Origin of the sequence: Streptomyces bathyalis, assembly GCF_015910445.1 — a bacterium.
Classification (GTDB): Bacteria; Actinomycetota; Actinomycetes; order Streptomycetales; family Streptomycetaceae; genus Streptomyces; species Streptomyces bathyalis.
In genome coordinates this window covers 5,567,873-5,584,882 of the sequence record NZ_CP048882.1, presented here as the reverse complement: position 1 = coordinate 5,584,882, position 17,010 = coordinate 5,567,873, and the positions used below count along the sequence as shown (strand labels likewise).

Here is a 17,010-nt window from a genome sequence, read left to right as displayed (position 1 = left end):
CCCCTAGGCCGCGGCGGGCTGCTTCCGGCTGCGGACCTGCGAGAGCACGAAGAAGCCCGCGACGACGATGATCGCGTCCAGCCACACGGCGGCCTCCCAGCCGCCGGTGCTGTCACGGAGGACGCCGCTGATCGCCGGAGAGAGGACGGCGCCGATCTCACCGATGAGGTTCTGCATGCCGAACGCCGAACCCCGCAAGGACTCCGGGGCGAGATCGGCGGTCAGAGCCTGGCCGACGGGCTGCAGCGCGTTGAAGAACAGGCTCGCGGTGAAGAGCAGGATGCCCATGACCCACAAGGACGGCTTGGCCGCGGCGCTGAGGTACCAGGCGAACGCCAAGGTCAGCACGGCCTGGATTCCGGTGAACGTGAGCATCATCGACTTGCGTCCCCAGCCGCGTCGCAGCCCGTAGTCCGAGAGCCAGCCGCCGGCCGGGAAGCCGAGGATGCCCGCCCCCGCGTTGAATCCCGCGGTGAGGGCGGCGGCCATGAACGACGACTTCGCCGCCCCGGCCACGATGGACACCGACCAGAAGCTGAAGAACCACAGGTTCCACAGGATCGCGATGTAGACGATGTAGATCAGCATCAGGTCCCGGTTCTTGACCACGGGACCGATCTCCGTGCCCTTGCGGACCAGCACGAAGAGCACCAGGCCGAGGGCCAGGCCGACTTCGAGCAGGGCGACCCACAGCTCGTTCAGACCGGCGCTCGTGCCGAGCCAGTACACGCCCATGATCAAGGCGAGCGAGACGGCGGAGTAGGCGCTCAGATGGAGCGTCGCGCGGCTCAGCCCGGAGATCGTCAGGTGCGCGCGGAACCAGAGGGCGACCACGACGGCGACGATCACGGTCCCGAGACCCAGCACCCAGAAGACCATCCGCCACGCCTCGACGTGGTCGAGGAAGAGCTTGCCGAACTCGATGAGTTCGGGCGTGAAGACGATCGCGATGGTGATACCGAGGGAAAGTCCCGTGATGACCACGCCCATACCGAGGCTTCGGTTGCGCTCGGGCGTCGTGGCACTGATCAGGCTGCGGTCGTTGGAGTAGAACGCGCCCTCGCCGAGGCCGGTGACCACGCGTACGACGATGAACGCGACGAGGCCGCCGATGAAGCCCGTCAGGATCGTGGCAACACCCGCCCACAGCAGGCTGACCACGATGAGGGTGCGGTGCCCGTAGCGGTCCCCGAGGTAGCCGCCGGGGAACTGGGTCAGCATGTAGCCGGCGAAGAACAGCCCGCCGACCAGGCCGCCGAGGGCGTGCGGATGCGGAGCCTCGGCCAGGAATCCGACCTTGTTGTCGATCATCCATGTGACGACGGGACCGGTGACGGCTCTGTCCGCGGCGCTGACCGTCCAGCCCAGGAGCAGCAGCACCCACAGGGTGTGCCAGGAGCGCCAGCCGCGGCCCTCCGCGGTGGTGTCCGTGCGTGGCTCGACTGAGGAAGGGTCTCCCGGTACAGCCTTCATGGGGTCTCCGTTGCGGTTGGTGCAGTGCCGGACGCCGGGCGGCGTCCGAAGGCGCGCGCGGGCCGCCGGTCAAACTAGGCTCACGGAGTGGTAGGCGGAACGGGTTGCGGTAGCTTTTCTGCTATGCCGAAAAAACAGGGGGAGGAACACGATCGGCAGGCCGACGTCTACGCCGCCAGCTCGGTCGACAACGCACTGCGCACCCTGGTCTATCTGCGCGGACACCAGTGCGCCCGCGTCACGGACATCAGCGACCACCTGGGCGTGGCCCGCTCCACCGCGCACCGGCTGCTGACAACGCTGCGCGGCCATGGATTCGTCGAGCAGGAACCCGGCGGCCGCCGCTACCGTCTCGGCCCCGTGCTGCTGGGGCTGACCCGCGGACCGGTCGACGAGCCGACGCTGGTGCAGGTCGCCCACAGCCATCTCGCCCGCCTGCGGGACGAGGCGGGCGAGACGACCAACCTCCTCGTCCTCGACGGTCCCGACTCGCGCTTCGCCGACGGCGTCGAGGGCCCGCACCCGCTCCGCGTGGGCACGCGTACGGGCGACCGCGTGCCCGCGTACGGCACGGCCGGAGGCAAGGCGCTGCTCTCCGAGCTGTCCCCCGAGGCCGCGCGCACCCGCTACCGGCGCGGGCTGGCGGCGCTGACGGCCTCGACGCTGCCCGACGTCGACGCCCTCGTCGCCGAACTCGCCGTGACGCGCGCACGCGGCTATGCCCTGAACGTCGACGAGAGCGTCATGGGCGTGCACGGCGTCGGCGTCCCGGTACGCGACCGGTTCGGCACATGCGTGGCGGCGGTGACCGTCGCCGCCCCGAGCATCCGCCTCGACCTCGCGCGCGCCGCCGAACTCGCCCCGCTGCTGCGGCAGACCGCCGAGCGCATCGGCTCGGAGCTGTAGAGCCGCGATCGCGGCGGCAGAGAAACGCGGCGGCACAGAGCAGCCCGCGGGAGAGCAGCGCCGCTGAACAGCACCGGCGTGGACGCGCGGCCGGGTGCTGCACGAGAGTTCTGTCATGCCGTATTCGAAGGCCCGCAAGCGGGCGGTGTTGATGATCCTCTGCACGGGCCTGTTCATGGCGATGCTCGACAACCTCGTGGTGACCACGGCCCTGCCCGGCATCGGGGCGGACCTCGGAACCGGAACGGCCGGTCTGCAGTGGGTCGTCGAGGCGTACAGCGTCGTCTTCGCCGCGCTGCTGCTCACCGGGGGAACGCTCGGCGACCGCTGGGGCCGGCGTCGCGTCTACCTCGCCGGACTCGCGCTGTTCACCGCCGGCTCGGCCGTCTGCGCCCTGGCCCAAGGCATCGACGTCCTGGTTGTCGGACGCGCGGTGCAGGGCGTGGGCGCCGCGGCCCTCACGCCGGGCACGCTCTCGATCCTGCGGCACGTCTTCACCGATCCCCGCGAGAGGGCCCGGGCGATAGGCGTCAACAGCGGTGTTTCGGGGGCGGGCCTCGTCCTGGGACCGGCGCTGGGCGGACCGTTGGTGGATCACTTCGGCTGGTCGAGCGCGTTCTGGATCAACGTCCCGGTCGGTGCTGCCGGGCTGATGGCCGCCGCGCGCGTCCTGCCGGAGGTTCCCCGCTCGGGCGCGCGGCCCGACCCTGCCGGGCAGATCACGGCCGTGCTCGGGCTGGGCGCCCTCGTACTGACCCTGATCGAGGGGCCCGTACGGGGGTGGAGCGACCCCGCGGTCCTCTGCGGAGCCGGCACCGCCGCCGTCGCCCTGACGGCCTTCACGGTCGCCGAACGCCGGGTGGCCTCGCCGATGCTGGACCTGCGGCTGCTGACTGACCGGTCCACCGGCACCGCGGTCCTCGCCGGAGCCGCCGTGGGCTTCGGCTTCTTCGGGCTCAGCGTCTTCGTCACGCTCTATCTGCAGTACGTCCTGAACTGGTCCCCGACCAAGGCCGGTCTGGCCATGCTGCCCGCCACCGTGTTCACCGCCGTCACGGCCGTACTGACCGGACGTCTCTGCGCCCGCTTCGGCCACCGCTTCGTCCTGGCCGCCGGACTGGTCCTGCTCGCCGCCGGGCTCGCCGGGTTCACCCTGTACGGGGCGCAGGCCCGGTTCGCCGAGTTCGGCTGGCTCATGCCGCTCCTGGGCACGGGGTTCGGCATGGCCGTTGCCTCCACCTCCGTCGCGGTGATGGAGGCGGCGCCCAAGGCACGTGCGGGAGCCGCCTCCGCGACGCTCAACATGCTCCGCGAGGTCGGCGGTGTGGCCGGTGTCGCGGTGATGGGCGCGATCCTCTCCGCAAGGTTCGCCGCCGCACTCCGCGACGAACTCCCCGCCACCGGTTCGCGGGACGCGGACGCGCTGGCCCACTCCGTCACGGCAGGGGGCAGCACGGGACTCGGCAGCACGTCGGGTCTGCCCGCCGCCGTCGTACGCGGCATCGACGACGCCTTCGTCACCGGCCTCCATCTGGCGCTGTGGACCGGTGCGTTCACGCTGCTGCTCGCCGCGGCGGCGGTGCTGCTGCGCATGCGGAAGCGGCACCGTCGCGACGACGGGCCTCGCACCGACGGCGACGGCGACAGTACGGCGGAAGAGTCCGCGGCCGCGCAGCCCGCTGAGCCCTGACCGGGGAGCCGGTCACGGGCACCGGCGGACAGGTCTCCACGAGGGAGAACCAGTGGATTTCGGGCGACCCCTGCCCGGAGGGGCGAGCGGCGTACGGACGCGGGCCGCACCATGAGGGCACCAATGAGGGGGTGGCACCTCCGCACAGGTGCCACCCCCTCGGGTTCCCGGGCCCGCCCCGCCGCCGGTGAGGGTGCGCGGGCGCGAGGCGGTCCAGGAAGTCCGGCCCGGTGCCCGGCGCATGGCCCGGACCGGAGCCGGACCGGGGCGCTTCCGGGGCCGGAGCCAGCGATATCAGTCGGCCGCGGCCGCCCTGCCCGCCTCCAGACGTGCGACGGGGATGCGGAACGGGGAGCAGGAGACGTAGTCGAGCCCCACGTCGTGGAAGAAGTGCACCGAGTCGGGGTCGCCGCCGTGTTCGCCGCACACGCCGAGCTTGAGGTCGGGGCGTGTGGCGCGGCCCGCCTCCACGGCCAGGCGTACGAGCTCGCCCACGCCTTCCCTGTCGATCGTCTCGAACGGGGAGACCCCGAAGATCCCCTTCTCCAGGTACGCCGTGAAGAAGCTGGCCTCCACGTCGTCACGGCTGAACGCCCACACGGTCTGGGTGAGGTCGTTGGTGCCGAAGGAGAAGAAGTCGGCGCACTCGGCGATCTGGCCGGCCGTCAGGGCCGCCCGCGGCAGCTCGATCATCGTGCCGAGTGTCAGGTTCAGCTCGACGTCGTGCTGCTCCTCGACGTCCGCGATGACCGCCTCCGCCTCCTCGCGGACGATCTCCAGCTCCTGCACGGTGCCCACGAGCGGGATCATGATCTCCGCTCGTGGGTCGCCGCCGCCGGCCTTGCGCGCGGCCGCGGCCTCCGCGATGGCCCGTACCTGCATCGTGAACAGCCCCGGCACGACCAGGCCCAGCCGCACGCCGCGCAGCCCCAGCATCGGGTTCTGCTCGTGCAGCCGGTGGACGGCCTGCAGCAGCCGCAGGTCGTTCTCGTTGGCGTCCTTGCGGGACTCGGCGAGGGCCACCCGCACCGACAGCTCGGTGATGTCCGGCAGGAACTCGTGCAGCGGCGGGTCCAGCAGCCGCACGGTCACCGGAAGCCCGTCCATGGATTCCAGCAGCTCGACGAAGTCGCCCTGCTGGAGCGGCAGCAGACCCTCCAGGGCCTCCTCCCGCTCCTCCTCGGACTCCGCCAGGATGAGCCGCTCCACGAGGCTGCGCCGCTCGCCGAGGAACATGTGCTCGGTACGGCACAGGCCGATGCCCTGCGCTCCGAAGCGCCGTGCGCGCGCGCCGTCCTCGGCGTTGTCGGCGTTGGCCCGTACGCGCAGGCGGCGCACCCGGTCCGCATACGCCATGATCCGGTGGACGGCCTTGACCAGCTCGTTGGCGTCGTCGGCCCCGGCGTGCATGCGGCCCTCGAAGTACTCGACGACGGGCGACGGCACGACCGGCACCTCACCGGCGTAGACCTTGCCGGTGGAGCCGTCGATCGAGACGACGTCGCCCTCCTCGATGATCAGCCCGCCGGGGGTCTTCAGGCGGCGCCGCTTGGTGTCGACCTCCAGCTCCTCGGCGCCGCACACGCAGGTCTTTCCCATGCCGCGGGCGACGACGGCCGCGTGCGAGGTCTTGCCGCCGCGGGAGGTGAGGATGCCTTCGGCCGCGAGCATGCCGTCCAGGTCGTCGGGGTTGGTCTCGCGGCGGATGAGGATGACCTTCTCACCGGACCGGGACCACTTGATCGCGGTGTAGGAGTCGAAGACCGCCTTGCCGACGGCCGCCCCCGGTGACGCGGCGATGCCCCAGCCGATCTCGTCGGCGTCCCTGACTCCGCCGTTGCTGTCGAACCGGGGGAACATCAGCTGCGCGAGCTGGTTGCCGTTGACCCGTTGCAGCGCCTCTGCCTCGTCGATGAGGCCCTGGTCGACGAGCTGCGTGGCGATGCGGAAGGCGGCGGCCGCGGTGCGCTTCCCGACGCGGGTCTGCAGCATCCACAACTTGCCGCGCTCGATGGTGAATTCGATGTCGCAGAGGTCCCTGTAGTGCGTCTCCAGGGTTTCCATGATCTGCATCAGCTGGTCGTAGGAGGCCTTGTCCAGCGACTCCAGCTCGGCGAGCTGCACCGTGTTGCGGATGCCGGCGACGACGTCCTCGCCCTGGGCGTTCTGCAGGTAGTCGCCGTAGACGCCCTGCTGGCCGGTCGCGGGGTCGCGGGTGAAGGCGACGCCGGTGCCGGAGTCCGGGCCGAGGTTGCCGAAGACCATCGAGCAGACGTTCACGGCCGTGCCCAGGTCCTGAGGGATGCGCTCCTGACGGCGGTAGAGCTTGGCCCGCTGGCCGTTCCACGAGTCGAAGACCGCCGTGACGGCGAGGTCCATCTGCTCGCGCGGGTCCTGCGGGAAGTCCCGCCCGGTCTCCTTCAGCACCAGGTGCTTGAACTTCTCGGTCAGGGTCTGCATGTCCGCCGTGTCCAGGTCGATGTCGCTGGTCACGCCCTTGAGGCTCTTGGCCTGCTCGATGGCCTCGGAGAAGACCTCGCCGTCCATGCCGAGGACGGTGTCGCCGAACATCTGGATGAGCCGCCGGTAGGAGTCCCAGGCGAAGCGCTCGTCGCCGGACTGTGCGGCCAGCCCGTGCACGGAGTCGTCGGAGAGGCCGATGTTGAGGACGGTGTCCATCATCCCGGGCATCGAGAACTTCGCCCCGGACCGCACGGACACCAGCAGCGGGTCGTCGGCCTGACCGAGCTTCTTGCCCATCTTCCGTTCCAGCGCCTCGAGATGGGCGCTGACCTCGTCGCGGAGAACGTCGGGCTCCTCACCGCTGTCGAGGTAGACCTTGCACGCCTCGGTGGTGATCGTGAACCCGGGCGGGACGGGGAGCCCGAGGTTGGTCATCTCGGCGAGATTGGCCCCCTTGCCACCCAGGAGGTCCTTGAGATCCTTGTTGCCCTCTGTGAAGTCGTAGACGAACTTCTGCGCTACATCGTGATCCGGCACGCGACTCGACTCCTCGTGGACGGCTGGCCCTGACGGCGGGGAGCGTACCCAGATCGAAGGCACAGACGTACGTCCAGCGGTACGCCAAAGGGCCGTAACCACCCGGACGGAGAGGATCGAAGGTGGCGGTCGCCTCATACGGCCGTAAAGATCGACTCCACAAGTCGAATTCACGACTCCGGGACGCAACCTCGCCCGGCCTCGGAGTCACCCTGTGTCATGCCGACCTTCGGGCAATGAATCTAGAGCGAGTAAAGTGACGGGCTGCTCCTTGGAGGTCTGCATCGCACAGTTGAGCGCTCATTTGAGCGCACCTCTGATCAAGGTGGCGAGAATCACGCCTGCGAGGGAACGCCCTTGTCTCACAATGCGGACATGTCGGCCCTCGTCGCCCGGCCCGCTCCGGAGCCCGTCGCTGTCGGTCCCAGTCAGGCGGCCGACCGCCGCGCCTGCTCCAGCAGCTCCTGGAGACGCAGCCCGCGCCGCGCGTCGACGTCCCGTGAGCGCCCCTCGCGTACTGCCTCCGCGAACTCGCGCCGCAGCACGGCCCAGCCCTCGTCCTGGTCGAACTCCGCTGTGTCGTAGACGAGTTCCTCCTCCTCGGAGTAGAGCTCGACCCGGGTCCGCGCCCGTGGGAGCCGCACCGCGCCCGACAACGACGCCTGGCTGACCGCACCGTTCTGGTGCTCACAAGTGAGCTCGATCCAGCGCCGCGAATCCCCCGCGGCACGCACGGAGGCGATGGGGCCGACCGCGAGGTCGAGCAGGTCCAGCAGATGCGGGCCCAGGTCGAGCAGCGCGCCGTGCTCCAGGCGCCAGCCGGTCGCCATCTCCCCGTCGAGGAAGGCGCCGTGCACGTAGCAGGAACGGGCACCCGCGACCTTCAACTGCCTTGCCCGCGCGAGGAATTCACGGGTGCGCGGGTGGTAACGCTTGCTCAGTACGAGTTGGGAGACGACGCCGCTGTCGGCCACGGCGTCCGCCAGCCCACGGGCGGAGGCGAGGTCGAGGCCGAGCGGCTTCTCCAGCAGCAGCGCCCGGCCCGCCCGCGCGGCGGAGGGCGCCAACTCGGCCTGCACCGACGGCGGTACGGCGAAGGCCACCGCCTCACACATGTCGAGGAGTTCGGCGAACGAGGACGCGGTGGCGGCACCGTACGGGGCGGCGACGTCCGCCGCGGCCTCGGGCCTGCGCGCCCACACGCCGGCCAGCTCGGTCTCCGGGCCTGCCGCGAGCATCCGGGCGTGCATGGTGCGGGCCCAGGGGCCGGCTCCGACGAGGCCCACCCGTACCGGGTCGGCGGTCCAAGGCTCGGTCACGAGCGCTCCTTCCGTACGGGACATGGGGCGGGCCGTACCGGGCGCCACACCGCCCTCGGGACGGCGAACACCCCCGTCGGGGTCAGCGGCCGGGATCGGCGAGCCGGGCATCGGCCCGCTCCGGCGAGTAGAGCTCCTCGACGACGCTCGCGGCGGCGCCCAGCAGCCCCGCCCGCTCCCCCAGCCGCGAGGTGACGACGTTCAGATGCGCTGTCGTGCGCGGCATGGCCCGCTGGTACAGCAGCTCCCGGACGCCGGTGAGGAACGGCGTCCCCGCCAGATCCCCGGCGATCATGAGAACGCCCGGGTTGAGCAACGTGACGACGGTGACGAGCACTTCACCCACCTTGCGTCCCGCCTCACGCGCCAGCCGCACCGCGTCCGGCTGCCCGGCGGCGAGGTGGTCGCGGACACCCGAGGCGGAGGAGGTGGCGATGCCCGCGTCCGAGAGCTGGGCCGCCAGCGCCCGCCCGCTGGCCACAGCGGCCAGGCAGCCGTACGAGCCGCACATGCACAGCGCGTCCGGGCAGTCGTGGAGGCGGATGTGGCCGATGTCGCCGGCGCCGCCGTCGATCCCGCGGTAGAGCCGGCCGTCCGCGACCACGCCCGCGCCGATGCCGGTGGAGACCTTCACCAGCAGGAAGGCCGCGCAGTCCCGGTGGCCGGCGCGCTGCTCCGCGTAGGCCATCAAGTTGGCGTCGTTGTCGACGAGTACGGGCACGGCAGGCCCGTCGGCGGCGATGTGCCGGACCCATGCCTCCTGGAGCCTGCCGCGGATCGGGAAGCCGTCCCAGCCCGGCATGATCGGCGGCTGGACGACCAGACCCGAGTCCCAGTCGACGGGGCCCGGCACGGACAGGCCGATGCCGCACACCCGGCCGTGCGGTGTGCCGGTCTCCTTCAGCAGACCGGCGAACCACTGCGCCAGCGTGTCGAGTACGTGGTCCGGCCCGTCCGTGATGAGCATCTCGCCGGACCGCTCGGCCAGTACGGTGCCCGCCAGGTCGACGACGGCCGCGCTCGTGAGGTGCGTGCCGAGGTCGGCGGCGAGCACGACGGCGTGCTCCGCGTCGAACTCCAGCCGTGTGGACGGCCGTCCGCCACCGGAACCCTCGACGGGTGCCGCCTCGCCCTCCCGCAGCCAGCCCGCCGCGAAGAGCTGGTCGAGCCGGTGCCCGACGGTGGACCGGGAGAGCCCGGTGGCCCGTTGCAGCGCCCCGCGCGTGGTCGCGCGGCCCTCCCGGATGAGCTGCAGCAGGTGTCCCGCGCTCGCCTGGTTCCCGGTCATCCGCTCCTCAGCTCTTGTCCGCCCCGCTGGTGAGGCCCTCGGTCAGCAGCCGTTCCGCGGCGAGGAAGAGAAGGACCACAGGAACGGTCAGCACGACCGATCCTGCCATCAGCACGGTCTTGGACACCTCGATGCCGTTGGCCAGCTGCTGGAGCCCGAGGGAGACCGTCCAGTTCTCCGGCGTCGCCGCGAGGAAGAGCAGCGCGAAGAGGAACTCGTTCCACGCGATCATGAAGATGTACAGGGCGGTGGCCATCAACGACGGTGCGGCCAGGGGCAGTACGACCCTGCGGATCGTCTGCAGGCGTGAACAGCCGTCCAGCGCCGCAGCCTCCTCGACGCTGAAGGGGATCGTCGCGAAGTAGTTCCTCAGCATGTAGACCGAGACGGGCACGGTCTGTGCGATGTAGACGATCGCGAGCCCCACGATGCTGCCCTGCAGCCCGATCTTCGCGAACATCACGAAGAGCGGCACGGCCAGCAGCGTCGCCGGGAAGAGATAGACGGCGAGGAAGAGCGCGCTCAGCTGCCGTCCGCCGAAGAAGCGCAGCCGGCTGACCGCGTACGAGCCGGGGATGGCCGCCAGGAGCGTGAGCACCACGGCACCGAGCGAGGCGAGCGCCGAGTTGGAGAGCATGCCCAGGAATCCCTGGCCGCCCTCGGCGGTCGGCTTGAGCACCTCCTCGTACGTGCTCAGGGTGAACTCCTGGGCGGAGACCCACAGTCGGCCGGGGTCCAGCAGCAGGGCATCGATGGGTTTCACCGACAGCAGGAGCATGTAGTAGAACGGCGCCAGCGTGATCAGCGCGAGGAAGGCGATCACCACCCAGCGCAGCACGCCGAACAGCCGCTCCTCGAACTGGGCCCGGCTCATGGGGACTTGGGCGCGGCTCATGCTGTGCTCCCTGCATTCTCCCCCGGAGCTGAAGCCCGGGCGGTACCCCCGGCTCCGCCCGCACAAGTCAGAGGCGCGGGCATCGCGTACCTCTGCCGCCGGGTGGTTGTGCGTGCGTCGCTCATGAGTCTTCCTGGACCTTCCTGCCGAAGAACGTGAAGTACAGGCCCAGCAGCGCCATCAGGATCACTGCGAGGACGAGCGCCTGGGCCGCGGCTGCGCCCACGTCGAAGCGGGCGGTGAGGAAGTTGTAGACCCGCACCGCGACGACGTCCGTGCCGGAGCCGCCGCCGGTCAGCAGGTACACGTCGTCGAACTTGTTGAACTCCATGATGAAGCGCAGCACGGACAGCAGCGCGACGACGGGCATGAGCTGCGGCAGCAGCACGTGCCGGAAGCGCTGGGTGGGAGCGGCGCCATCGACCTTCGCTGCCTCCTCCAGGCTGCCGGGCACCGCCTGGAGGCGGGCCAGCAGGAAGAGGAAGGCGAACGGGAAGTAGCGCCAGGTCTCGAAGGCGATGACGGTCAGCAGGGCCAGCGGCAGCTCGAAGTCCAGCCCGAGCAGGGAGACTTCGTAGGAACGGGTGGAGAGGAAGGCCACCGGGTCGTCCCAGCCGAGCAGCTTGGCGCCCCACTCGTTGACGATGCCGAACTGCGGGCTCAGCGCGATCTGCCACACGAACGCGACGGCCACGACCGGCGCGACGTACGGCAGCAGCATCGAACCGCGGACCAGTCCCCGGCCCCGGAAGGGCTTGCGCAGCGCGAGCGCGGCGACCAGGCCGAGCGCGATCGAGCCGGCCGTCGAGCCCACGGTGTACAGGAGCGTGGTCCACAGGCTGGTCCAGAAGCCGGGTGAGCCGAAGACCGACTGGAAGTTCTCCAGCGACCAGTCGCCCAGCAGCCCCATGTTCTGGATGTCGATGAGCCGTGCGTTCTGGAACGCGAGGAGCACCGTCCACAGGATCGGAAGGACGACGACGACGCCCACGACGACCACGGTGGGCGTGACGAAGGCCAGCCCCGCGCGGTTCTCCCTGCGGCTCGCGGTGAGCGGGCGGCGCGTGACGCCAGGGCCGGGTGCGCCTCGCGGGCTCCGCCCGTCCGCGGCGCCGTCTGCTGAGGAGGCGTCCGGACTGGGGACGCCGTCCGGTGCGGTGGTCGTGGGATGCGTCATGGTGTGCGTACCTCGGGTGTGTGCGTACCTCGGGTGACGGGGGTGATCGGGCCCGCGTGGACGGTCCCCTGGGCGCGGGAGCGGCTCACCGCAGGGACCGCCGCAGCGCGTCGATCTCGTCCTGGGACTCGCGGGCCGCCTCGTCCGGCGAGGTCTGGCCGCTGGTCATGGCTCCGATGGCCTTGGGTACGGGCAGTTCGCCGTTCGTGGCGCCGACGAGGGCTCCCTCACCCTGGGTGAAGCCCCAGCGGCGCATCACGCCGATGCCCTCGGTCAGTTCGTCCAGCAGCTCGTCGGGATAGATCGAGTTCAGGGGCTTGCGCACCTTCGCCTCGACGCCGAGCCGGCTGGAGTGCCAGGCACGGGTGAACTTGCGGGGGTCGTCCGAAGTCCCTTGCCGTACCGGGATCTTGCCTTCGGGCGCCATCCCGAACCAGTCCTCGTAGCCGTCGCTCAGCATGTACTTCACGAACTTGCGGGAGGCTCCGGTCTCCGCGGTCTTCGTCACGGCCCACGAGGTGATCTCGCCGAACTGCACGGGCTTCTTTCCGTCCGGGCCCTTCAGCGCGGTGGTGATGCCGCTGTTCTCCGCGAGGAACGCCTTGTTCTTCTTGCACTCCGGGCAGCTCGGCACCGCGTCGGCACGCTGCCCGGACAGCTCGTCCAGCAGGAACGAGGACCAGACCATCATCGGAGACCTGCCCGCGAAATACGTGGCACGGGTGGTGTCGACGGTCTGCGTGCCGGGAGCTCCGTGCTCGCGGGCCAGTTCGTCGTACGTGGCGAAGGTGCGACGGCACGCGGAGGAGTCCAGCGTCACCTTGCCCTTCCCCACCAGCTGGCAGTCGTTGGCAAGGGCGAGGTCCTCGAAGCTCTGCTGTGTGAAGGCGTCGGCGGGATCGGTGGCCAGCGAGATGCCGTGCATGCGGCCGCGGTCGAGCTTCCGTGCGGCGTCGAGCATCGTGGCGTAGCTGTCGGGCGCGGGCAGGCCGGCCTTCTTCAGCAAGTCCTTGCGGTAGACGAGGAGTTGCAGCCAGGCGTCGGAGGGGACGGTGAGCCGCGCCGGGCCGTCCGACGTCAGCTCGAGCGCGTTGGGGTTGAAGGTGCCGCGGCCCAGCTCCTTGACGATGTCGGCGGGTGCCTTGGTGTTCAGCAGCCCGTTGCCGTACATCTGCCAGGCCTGGCCGAGGGGGAGCGAGCCGATCACGTCGGGCAGATGGCCGGAGGCGGCGGCGGACATGATCAGCTGCGGGAGCTGGCCCTCGTCCACGCCGACGAGTTCGACCCGCACACCGCTCTTCTTCTCGAAGCGGGCCACCATCTTCTTCTCGGCCGCCATGCGCGCGGGCAGGTTCTCCAACGTCCACACGGTGATCTTGTCGTCCGGCCGGTCCGGGCCCGTCCGGGCGTTCGCCGAGCACCCCGCGAGCAGCGCGGCACCCAGCGACACGGCCACGGCGGCCGCGGCGGTTCTCCCGGCGGCGTTCCTCGCGTACCTCGCGTGCGGGCGCCGCGCCCACATCCACATGCGTGCCATGCCTGCTTCGTCCTCACCTGGCTTCCGCTTCACAGGGATGCATCTCAGCACCACTTCTGTCTATTAACAAGACGTAATTCTCATGTATCTTCGACGGAACTTGGGAAGCCCACGTCAGAGCCAGACCCCCGGAGTGCCTTGTGGAGCGAGTCGTCCAGTTCACCGGACCGCGGCAGGTGGAGATAGCCGAGCACGAACGTGCGCCGCTGCCGTCGGGCCATGTGCGGCTCCGCACGCTCTACTCCGGCATATCGGCGGGCACGGAACTGACCGCGTACCGGGGGACGAACCCCTATCTCACCCGCACCTGGGACCCGCAGGCGCGGCTCTTCCGGGACGGCGCCGCCGGCATCGAATATCCCGTGACCGGCTGGGGCTACTCCGAGGTCGGCGAAGTCACCGAGGTTTCACCGGAGTTGACCGGGCTTCCCGGGATGCCCGCCGTCGGCGACCTGGCATGGGGCATCTGGGGGCACCGCAGCGAGGGCATCGTCCCGGGCGAGAGGCTCGCCGGTCACACACTGCCCGCGGAACTCGAACCTCTCGCGGGGGCGTTCGCACGTGTCGGTGCCATCGCGTACAACGCCGTGCTCGGCGCCGCGGTCAACCTCGGTGAGGACGTCGCGGTGTTCGGGCAGGGCGTGATCGGGCTTCTGACCACGCGTCTCGCCCGGCTGAGCGGTGCCCGTGTGATCGCCGTCGACGCGCTCGCGGCGCGGCTGCAGGTCGCACGCCGCTACGGCGCGGACGTCACCCTCGACGCCCGCGAGGACGATGTCGCCGAACGAATACGGGAGTTGACGGAGGGCCGGGGCGCGGACTCCGCCATCGAGATCAGCGGCGCCTACCCCGCGCTCCAGGAGGCACTGCGCTCGGTGGCCGTCGGCGGACGCGTCGTCGCCTCGGGCTTCTACCAGGGGGAAGGCGCGGGGCTGCGGCTCGGCGACGAATTCCACCACAACCGGGCGCAGTTGATCTGCTCGCAGATCGGAGGGGTGCCCCAGGAGCTGGCGGGACGGTGGAGCGTGGAACGCCTCCAGCAGACGTTCCTGCGGCTGGTCGCCGAGGAGCAGATCGATGTGAAGTCACTCGTCAGCCACGTCGTCCCGGTGGCCGAGGCCGGCGACGCCTACGCGCTGCTGGACGAACGCCCGGCCGACGCCCTGCAGATGGTCCTGGAGTTCTGAGACCGGACCTCGGCCCGGCCCAGGCCCGGCGACCGCACACACCGACACACCGACGCACACGCACCCCGCACCCCGCACCCCGCACCACGCACCACGCACCACGCACCACGCACCACGCACCGAGAACACCCTGCGAAAGGCCCCACCATGTTCACAACCGCCTGCCAGGAGCAGCTGCTGCCGGGCGAAACCCTGCAGCAGAAGTGGGAGTTCGCACAGTCGGCGGGCTACGGCGCCATCGAGCTGCGCGGAAAGGGCGGTCTCCACTTCCGTGAGCGGCTGCCGGAGCTGCGAAAGGCCCTCGCGGACGGTGTCGTCATGCCGACGGTGTGCGTCGAGATGCTGCACTTCTTCGGCGCCTTCGACGACGAACTGCGGCGCGACGCCGTGGAGCAGATGAAGTCCCAGCTGTCCGTCATCGGTGAACTGGGCGGCCGGGGCGCGATGACTCCCGCCTCGTACGGGATGTTCTCCCGTCGTCTGCCGCCTTTCGAGCCGCCGCGCAGCGACGAGGAGGACCGCGAGGTGCTGCTCGCGGGTCTCACGGAACTCGGGGAGCACGCCCGCCGCGAGGGGGTCGTCCTCTTCCTGGAGCCCCTCAACCGGTACGAGGACCACATGGTCAACAGGCTCGACCAGGCAGTGGAGTTGATACGCGAGACCGGTCTGGACTCCGTCCGCGTGGGCGTCGACAGCTACCACATGAACATCGAGGAGGCGGATCCTCCCGCCGCGCTCCTCGCCGCGGCCCCGTACATCGGGCACGCCCAGGTCAGCGACTCCAACCGCTTCCAGCCGGGCGCGGGCCACCTGGACTGGCCCGCCTGGCTCGGGGCGCTGGACGCGGCCGGCTACACGGGCGAACTGGCCGTGGAGTGCCGGCTGACGGGCGACCCCGTCGAAGCGGTCCGCTCCATACCGGCGTTCCTCGAGCGGGCCGCCGCGTGAACGCCGCCGCGCCTGCCTCGGCGTCGCGGACGGCACAGGGACCGGCGGGAGCCGCGTCCCGGGAGACCGGGCCCGGTTCCGCGAAGTCCCTTGCCCCGCACCGGTTTCCAGGACGAACTGAACGCAGCGGGCTGCGGCGCGGGGCCCACCGCGTCCTGCTGGGCAACTGGACCGGGTCATCGACGGTGCCCTCGCACGGCCTGTATCCGCACCAATGGAGCTGGGACTCGGCGTTCATCGCCGTCGGGCTCCGCCATCTCTCGCCCGTCCGTGCCCAGCGCGAACTCGAGACGCTTCTCGGAGGCCAGTGGGACGACGGACGGATCCCGCACATCGTCTTCAACTCCCATGTGCCGTCCGACGCCTACTTCCCCGGGCCCGGCTTCTGGCGTTCCTCCACGGCGGGTGCCGCCTCCGGCGGAGGCGCGGGCGCGCCGCGCGGCCTGGAGACGTCAGGGATCGTGCAGCCGCCCGTGCACGCGCTCGCCGCCTGGCTGGTGCATCTGGCCGATCCGGCGGTCTCCCGGCGCAGGGGGTTCCTGGAGCGGGTCCGGCCGCGGCTGGCGGCCTGGCACCGCTACCTCGCCGGCGAACGCGACCTCGGCAGAGGGGGTCTGGCCGCGGTCGTGCATCCGTGGGAGTCGGGCATGGACAACAGCCCGTGCTGGGACGGTCCGCTGTCCCGTGTCGAACCGGCTGCCGCGGACTCCTTCCGGCGGGCCGACCTCAGGCACGGCGCTGCCGACGACCGGCCGACCGATCTGGACTACGGGCGTTACGTCGCTCTCGCCGCCGGCTACCGGGACCACGGGTACAGGGACGCGGAGGCACCGCACCCCTTCGCCGTCGAGGACCCGTCCTTCAACGCCCTGCTCATCGTGTCCGAGCACGCGCTGGCCTCGGTCGACCGCGAGCTCGGCGGCGACCCGGCCCCCCACGGCGGACACGCCGCCGCGCTGACCGACGCCCTGGTGCGGCGACTGTGGTCGCCGGAGGCGGGCCAGTTCCTGTGCAGGGATCTGCGCGACGGGACCGGCCCGGCGGCCTCCGGTGCGGGCGCCCCTGAATCCTCCGGACCTTCCGGGGCGCTCGTGGAAGCGCGAGGCGCAACGGGCCTGCTGCCCCTGATCGCCCCCGGCCTGCCCGGTCACATCACGGCGGAACTGCTGCGCACCGTCACCAGTGAGCACTTCGGTCTGGGCACGAGGGTGCGGCTGCTGCCGAGCTACGACCTGTCCGGCCCGGCCTTCGATCCGTACCGCTACTGGCGCGGACCCGCCTGGTTCAACGTCAACTGGCTGCTCGAACGCGGCCTGCGCCGCTGCGGCGAGAGCGAACTCGCCGACACGCTGCGTGCCGACGTGCTCGGCGCCGCCGCGGCGTCCCGCTTCGCCGAGTACGTCGACCCGTACACGGGCGCGGGCCGTGGCGCACGCGACTTCAGCTGGACCGCGGCTCTCGCCCTGGATCTGCTGAAGGCACCGGATTCAGGCCAGGAGTCCGAACTCGAGGTTCAACCGGACGGATTCACGTCAATGAGCCGAGCAGAGTCCGCATCCGAGTCATCCGAGCCCGAGAAGGGACGCTGAC

General features: G+C 70.8%; 12 protein-coding genes. 5 read left to right on the top strand and 7 right to left on the bottom strand.

From position 1 onward, the window contains the following. Positions 1 to 3: 3 nt before the first annotated feature. Complete coding sequence (locus G4Z16_RS24180; RefSeq protein WP_197352771.1) at positions 4 to 1,473, bottom strand: MFS transporter; 1,470 nt, start codon at positions 1,471 to 1,473, stop codon at positions 4 to 6. 123 nt (positions 1,474 to 1,596) lie between these two features. On the opposite strand from G4Z16_RS24180, the gene G4Z16_RS24175 reads away from it, so the two are divergent. Beyond that, positions 1,597 to 2,379, top strand: coding sequence for an IclR family transcriptional regulator (locus tag G4Z16_RS24175; protein WP_197352770.1), 783 nt, complete (start codon positions 1,597 to 1,599; stop codon positions 2,377 to 2,379). A gap of 115 nt (positions 2,380 to 2,494) precedes the next feature. Beyond that, positions 2,495 to 4,069 (top strand): MFS transporter, encoded by a 1,575-nt coding sequence (locus G4Z16_RS24170; RefSeq protein WP_197352769.1) that lies wholly within the window; start codon positions 2,495 to 2,497, stop codon positions 4,067 to 4,069. Between the two features lie 294 nt (positions 4,070 to 4,363). Here G4Z16_RS24170 and ppdK read toward each other — a convergent pair whose 3' ends face one another. From ppdK to G4Z16_RS24140, 6 genes are all read right to left on the bottom strand, one after another. Continuing rightward, positions 4,364 to 7,069: a pyruvate, phosphate dikinase gene (gene ppdK / locus G4Z16_RS24165; protein ID WP_197352768.1), complete on the bottom strand. Its 2,706-nt coding sequence runs from the start codon at positions 7,067 to 7,069 to the stop codon at positions 4,364 to 4,366. A gap of 428 nt (positions 7,070 to 7,497) precedes the next feature. After that, on the bottom strand, positions 7,498 to 8,388 hold the full coding sequence (locus G4Z16_RS24160) for a Gfo/Idh/MocA family protein (RefSeq protein WP_425508114.1): 891 nt from the start codon (positions 8,386 to 8,388) through the stop codon (positions 7,498 to 7,500). Positions 8,389 to 8,470: 82 nt separating this feature from the next. Continuing rightward, the gene (locus tag G4Z16_RS24155; RefSeq protein WP_197352766.1) at positions 8,471 to 9,676 is read right to left on the bottom strand and encodes an ROK family transcriptional regulator; all 1,206 of its coding nucleotides are present in this window, start codon (positions 9,674 to 9,676) and stop codon (positions 8,471 to 8,473) included. Between the two features lie 7 nt (positions 9,677 to 9,683). Beyond that, on the bottom strand, positions 9,684 to 10,550 hold the full coding sequence (locus G4Z16_RS24150) for a carbohydrate ABC transporter permease (protein WP_197354865.1): 867 nt from the start codon (positions 10,548 to 10,550) through the stop codon (positions 9,684 to 9,686). Positions 10,551 to 10,692: 142 nt separating this feature from the next. Continuing rightward, entirely contained in the window at positions 10,693 to 11,748 is a 1,056-nt protein-coding gene (locus G4Z16_RS24145) for a carbohydrate ABC transporter permease (protein ID WP_197352765.1), read from the bottom strand. An 85-nt stretch (positions 11,749 to 11,833) separates the two neighbouring features. Then, entirely contained in the window at positions 11,834 to 13,270 is a 1,437-nt protein-coding gene (locus tag G4Z16_RS24140) for an ABC transporter substrate-binding protein (protein WP_197354864.1), read from the bottom strand. A 155-nt stretch (positions 13,271 to 13,425) separates the two neighbouring features. Here G4Z16_RS24140 and G4Z16_RS24135 point away from each other — a divergent pair, with 155 nt between their 5' ends. From G4Z16_RS24135 to G4Z16_RS24125, 3 genes are all read left to right on the top strand, one after another. Beyond that, the gene (locus G4Z16_RS24135) at positions 13,426 to 14,472 is read left to right on the top strand and encodes a zinc-dependent alcohol dehydrogenase (RefSeq protein ID WP_197352764.1); all 1,047 of its coding nucleotides are present in this window, start codon (positions 13,426 to 13,428) and stop codon (positions 14,470 to 14,472) included. A 147-nt stretch (positions 14,473 to 14,619) separates the two neighbouring features. Beyond that, positions 14,620 to 15,420, top strand: a complete 801-nt coding sequence (locus G4Z16_RS24130) for a sugar phosphate isomerase/epimerase family protein (protein ID WP_197352763.1) — start codon at positions 14,620 to 14,622, stop codon at positions 15,418 to 15,420. Then, positions 15,417 to 17,009, top strand: a complete 1,593-nt coding sequence (locus G4Z16_RS24125; RefSeq protein WP_425508113.1) for an MGH1-like glycoside hydrolase domain-containing protein — start codon at positions 15,417 to 15,419, stop codon at positions 17,007 to 17,009. Before G4Z16_RS24130 ends, G4Z16_RS24125 begins: the two co-directional genes overlap by 4 nt. Position 17,010 lies beyond the last annotated feature (1 nt).

Excerpts from the sequence above, each read along its gene's own strand:
- G4Z16_RS24145 (WP_197352765.1), bottom strand. The coding sequence starts at position 11,748 with ATGACGCATCCCACGACCACCGCACCGGACGGCGTCCCCAGTCCGGAC.
- G4Z16_RS24150 (WP_197354865.1), bottom strand. The coding sequence starts at position 10,550 with ATGAGCCGGGCCCAGTTCGAGGAGCGGCTGTTCGGCGTGCTGCGCTGG.
- G4Z16_RS24180 (WP_197352771.1), bottom strand. The coding sequence starts at position 1,473 with ATGAAGGCTGTACCGGGAGACCCTTCCTCAGTCGAGCCACGCACGGAC.
- G4Z16_RS24155 (WP_197352766.1), bottom strand. The coding sequence starts at position 9,676 with ATGACCGGGAACCAGGCGAGCGCGGGACACCTGCTGCAGCTCATCCGG.
- G4Z16_RS24140 (WP_197354864.1), bottom strand. The coding sequence starts at position 13,270 with ATGTGGGCGCGGCGCCCGCACGCGAGGTACGCGAGGAACGCCGCCGGG.
- G4Z16_RS24175 (WP_197352770.1), top strand. The coding sequence starts at position 1,597 with ATGCCGAAAAAACAGGGGGAGGAACACGATCGGCAGGCCGACGTCTAC.
- G4Z16_RS24170 (WP_197352769.1), top strand. The coding sequence starts at position 2,495 with ATGCCGTATTCGAAGGCCCGCAAGCGGGCGGTGTTGATGATCCTCTGC.
- G4Z16_RS24130 (WP_197352763.1), top strand. The coding sequence starts at position 14,620 with ATGTTCACAACCGCCTGCCAGGAGCAGCTGCTGCCGGGCGAAACCCTG.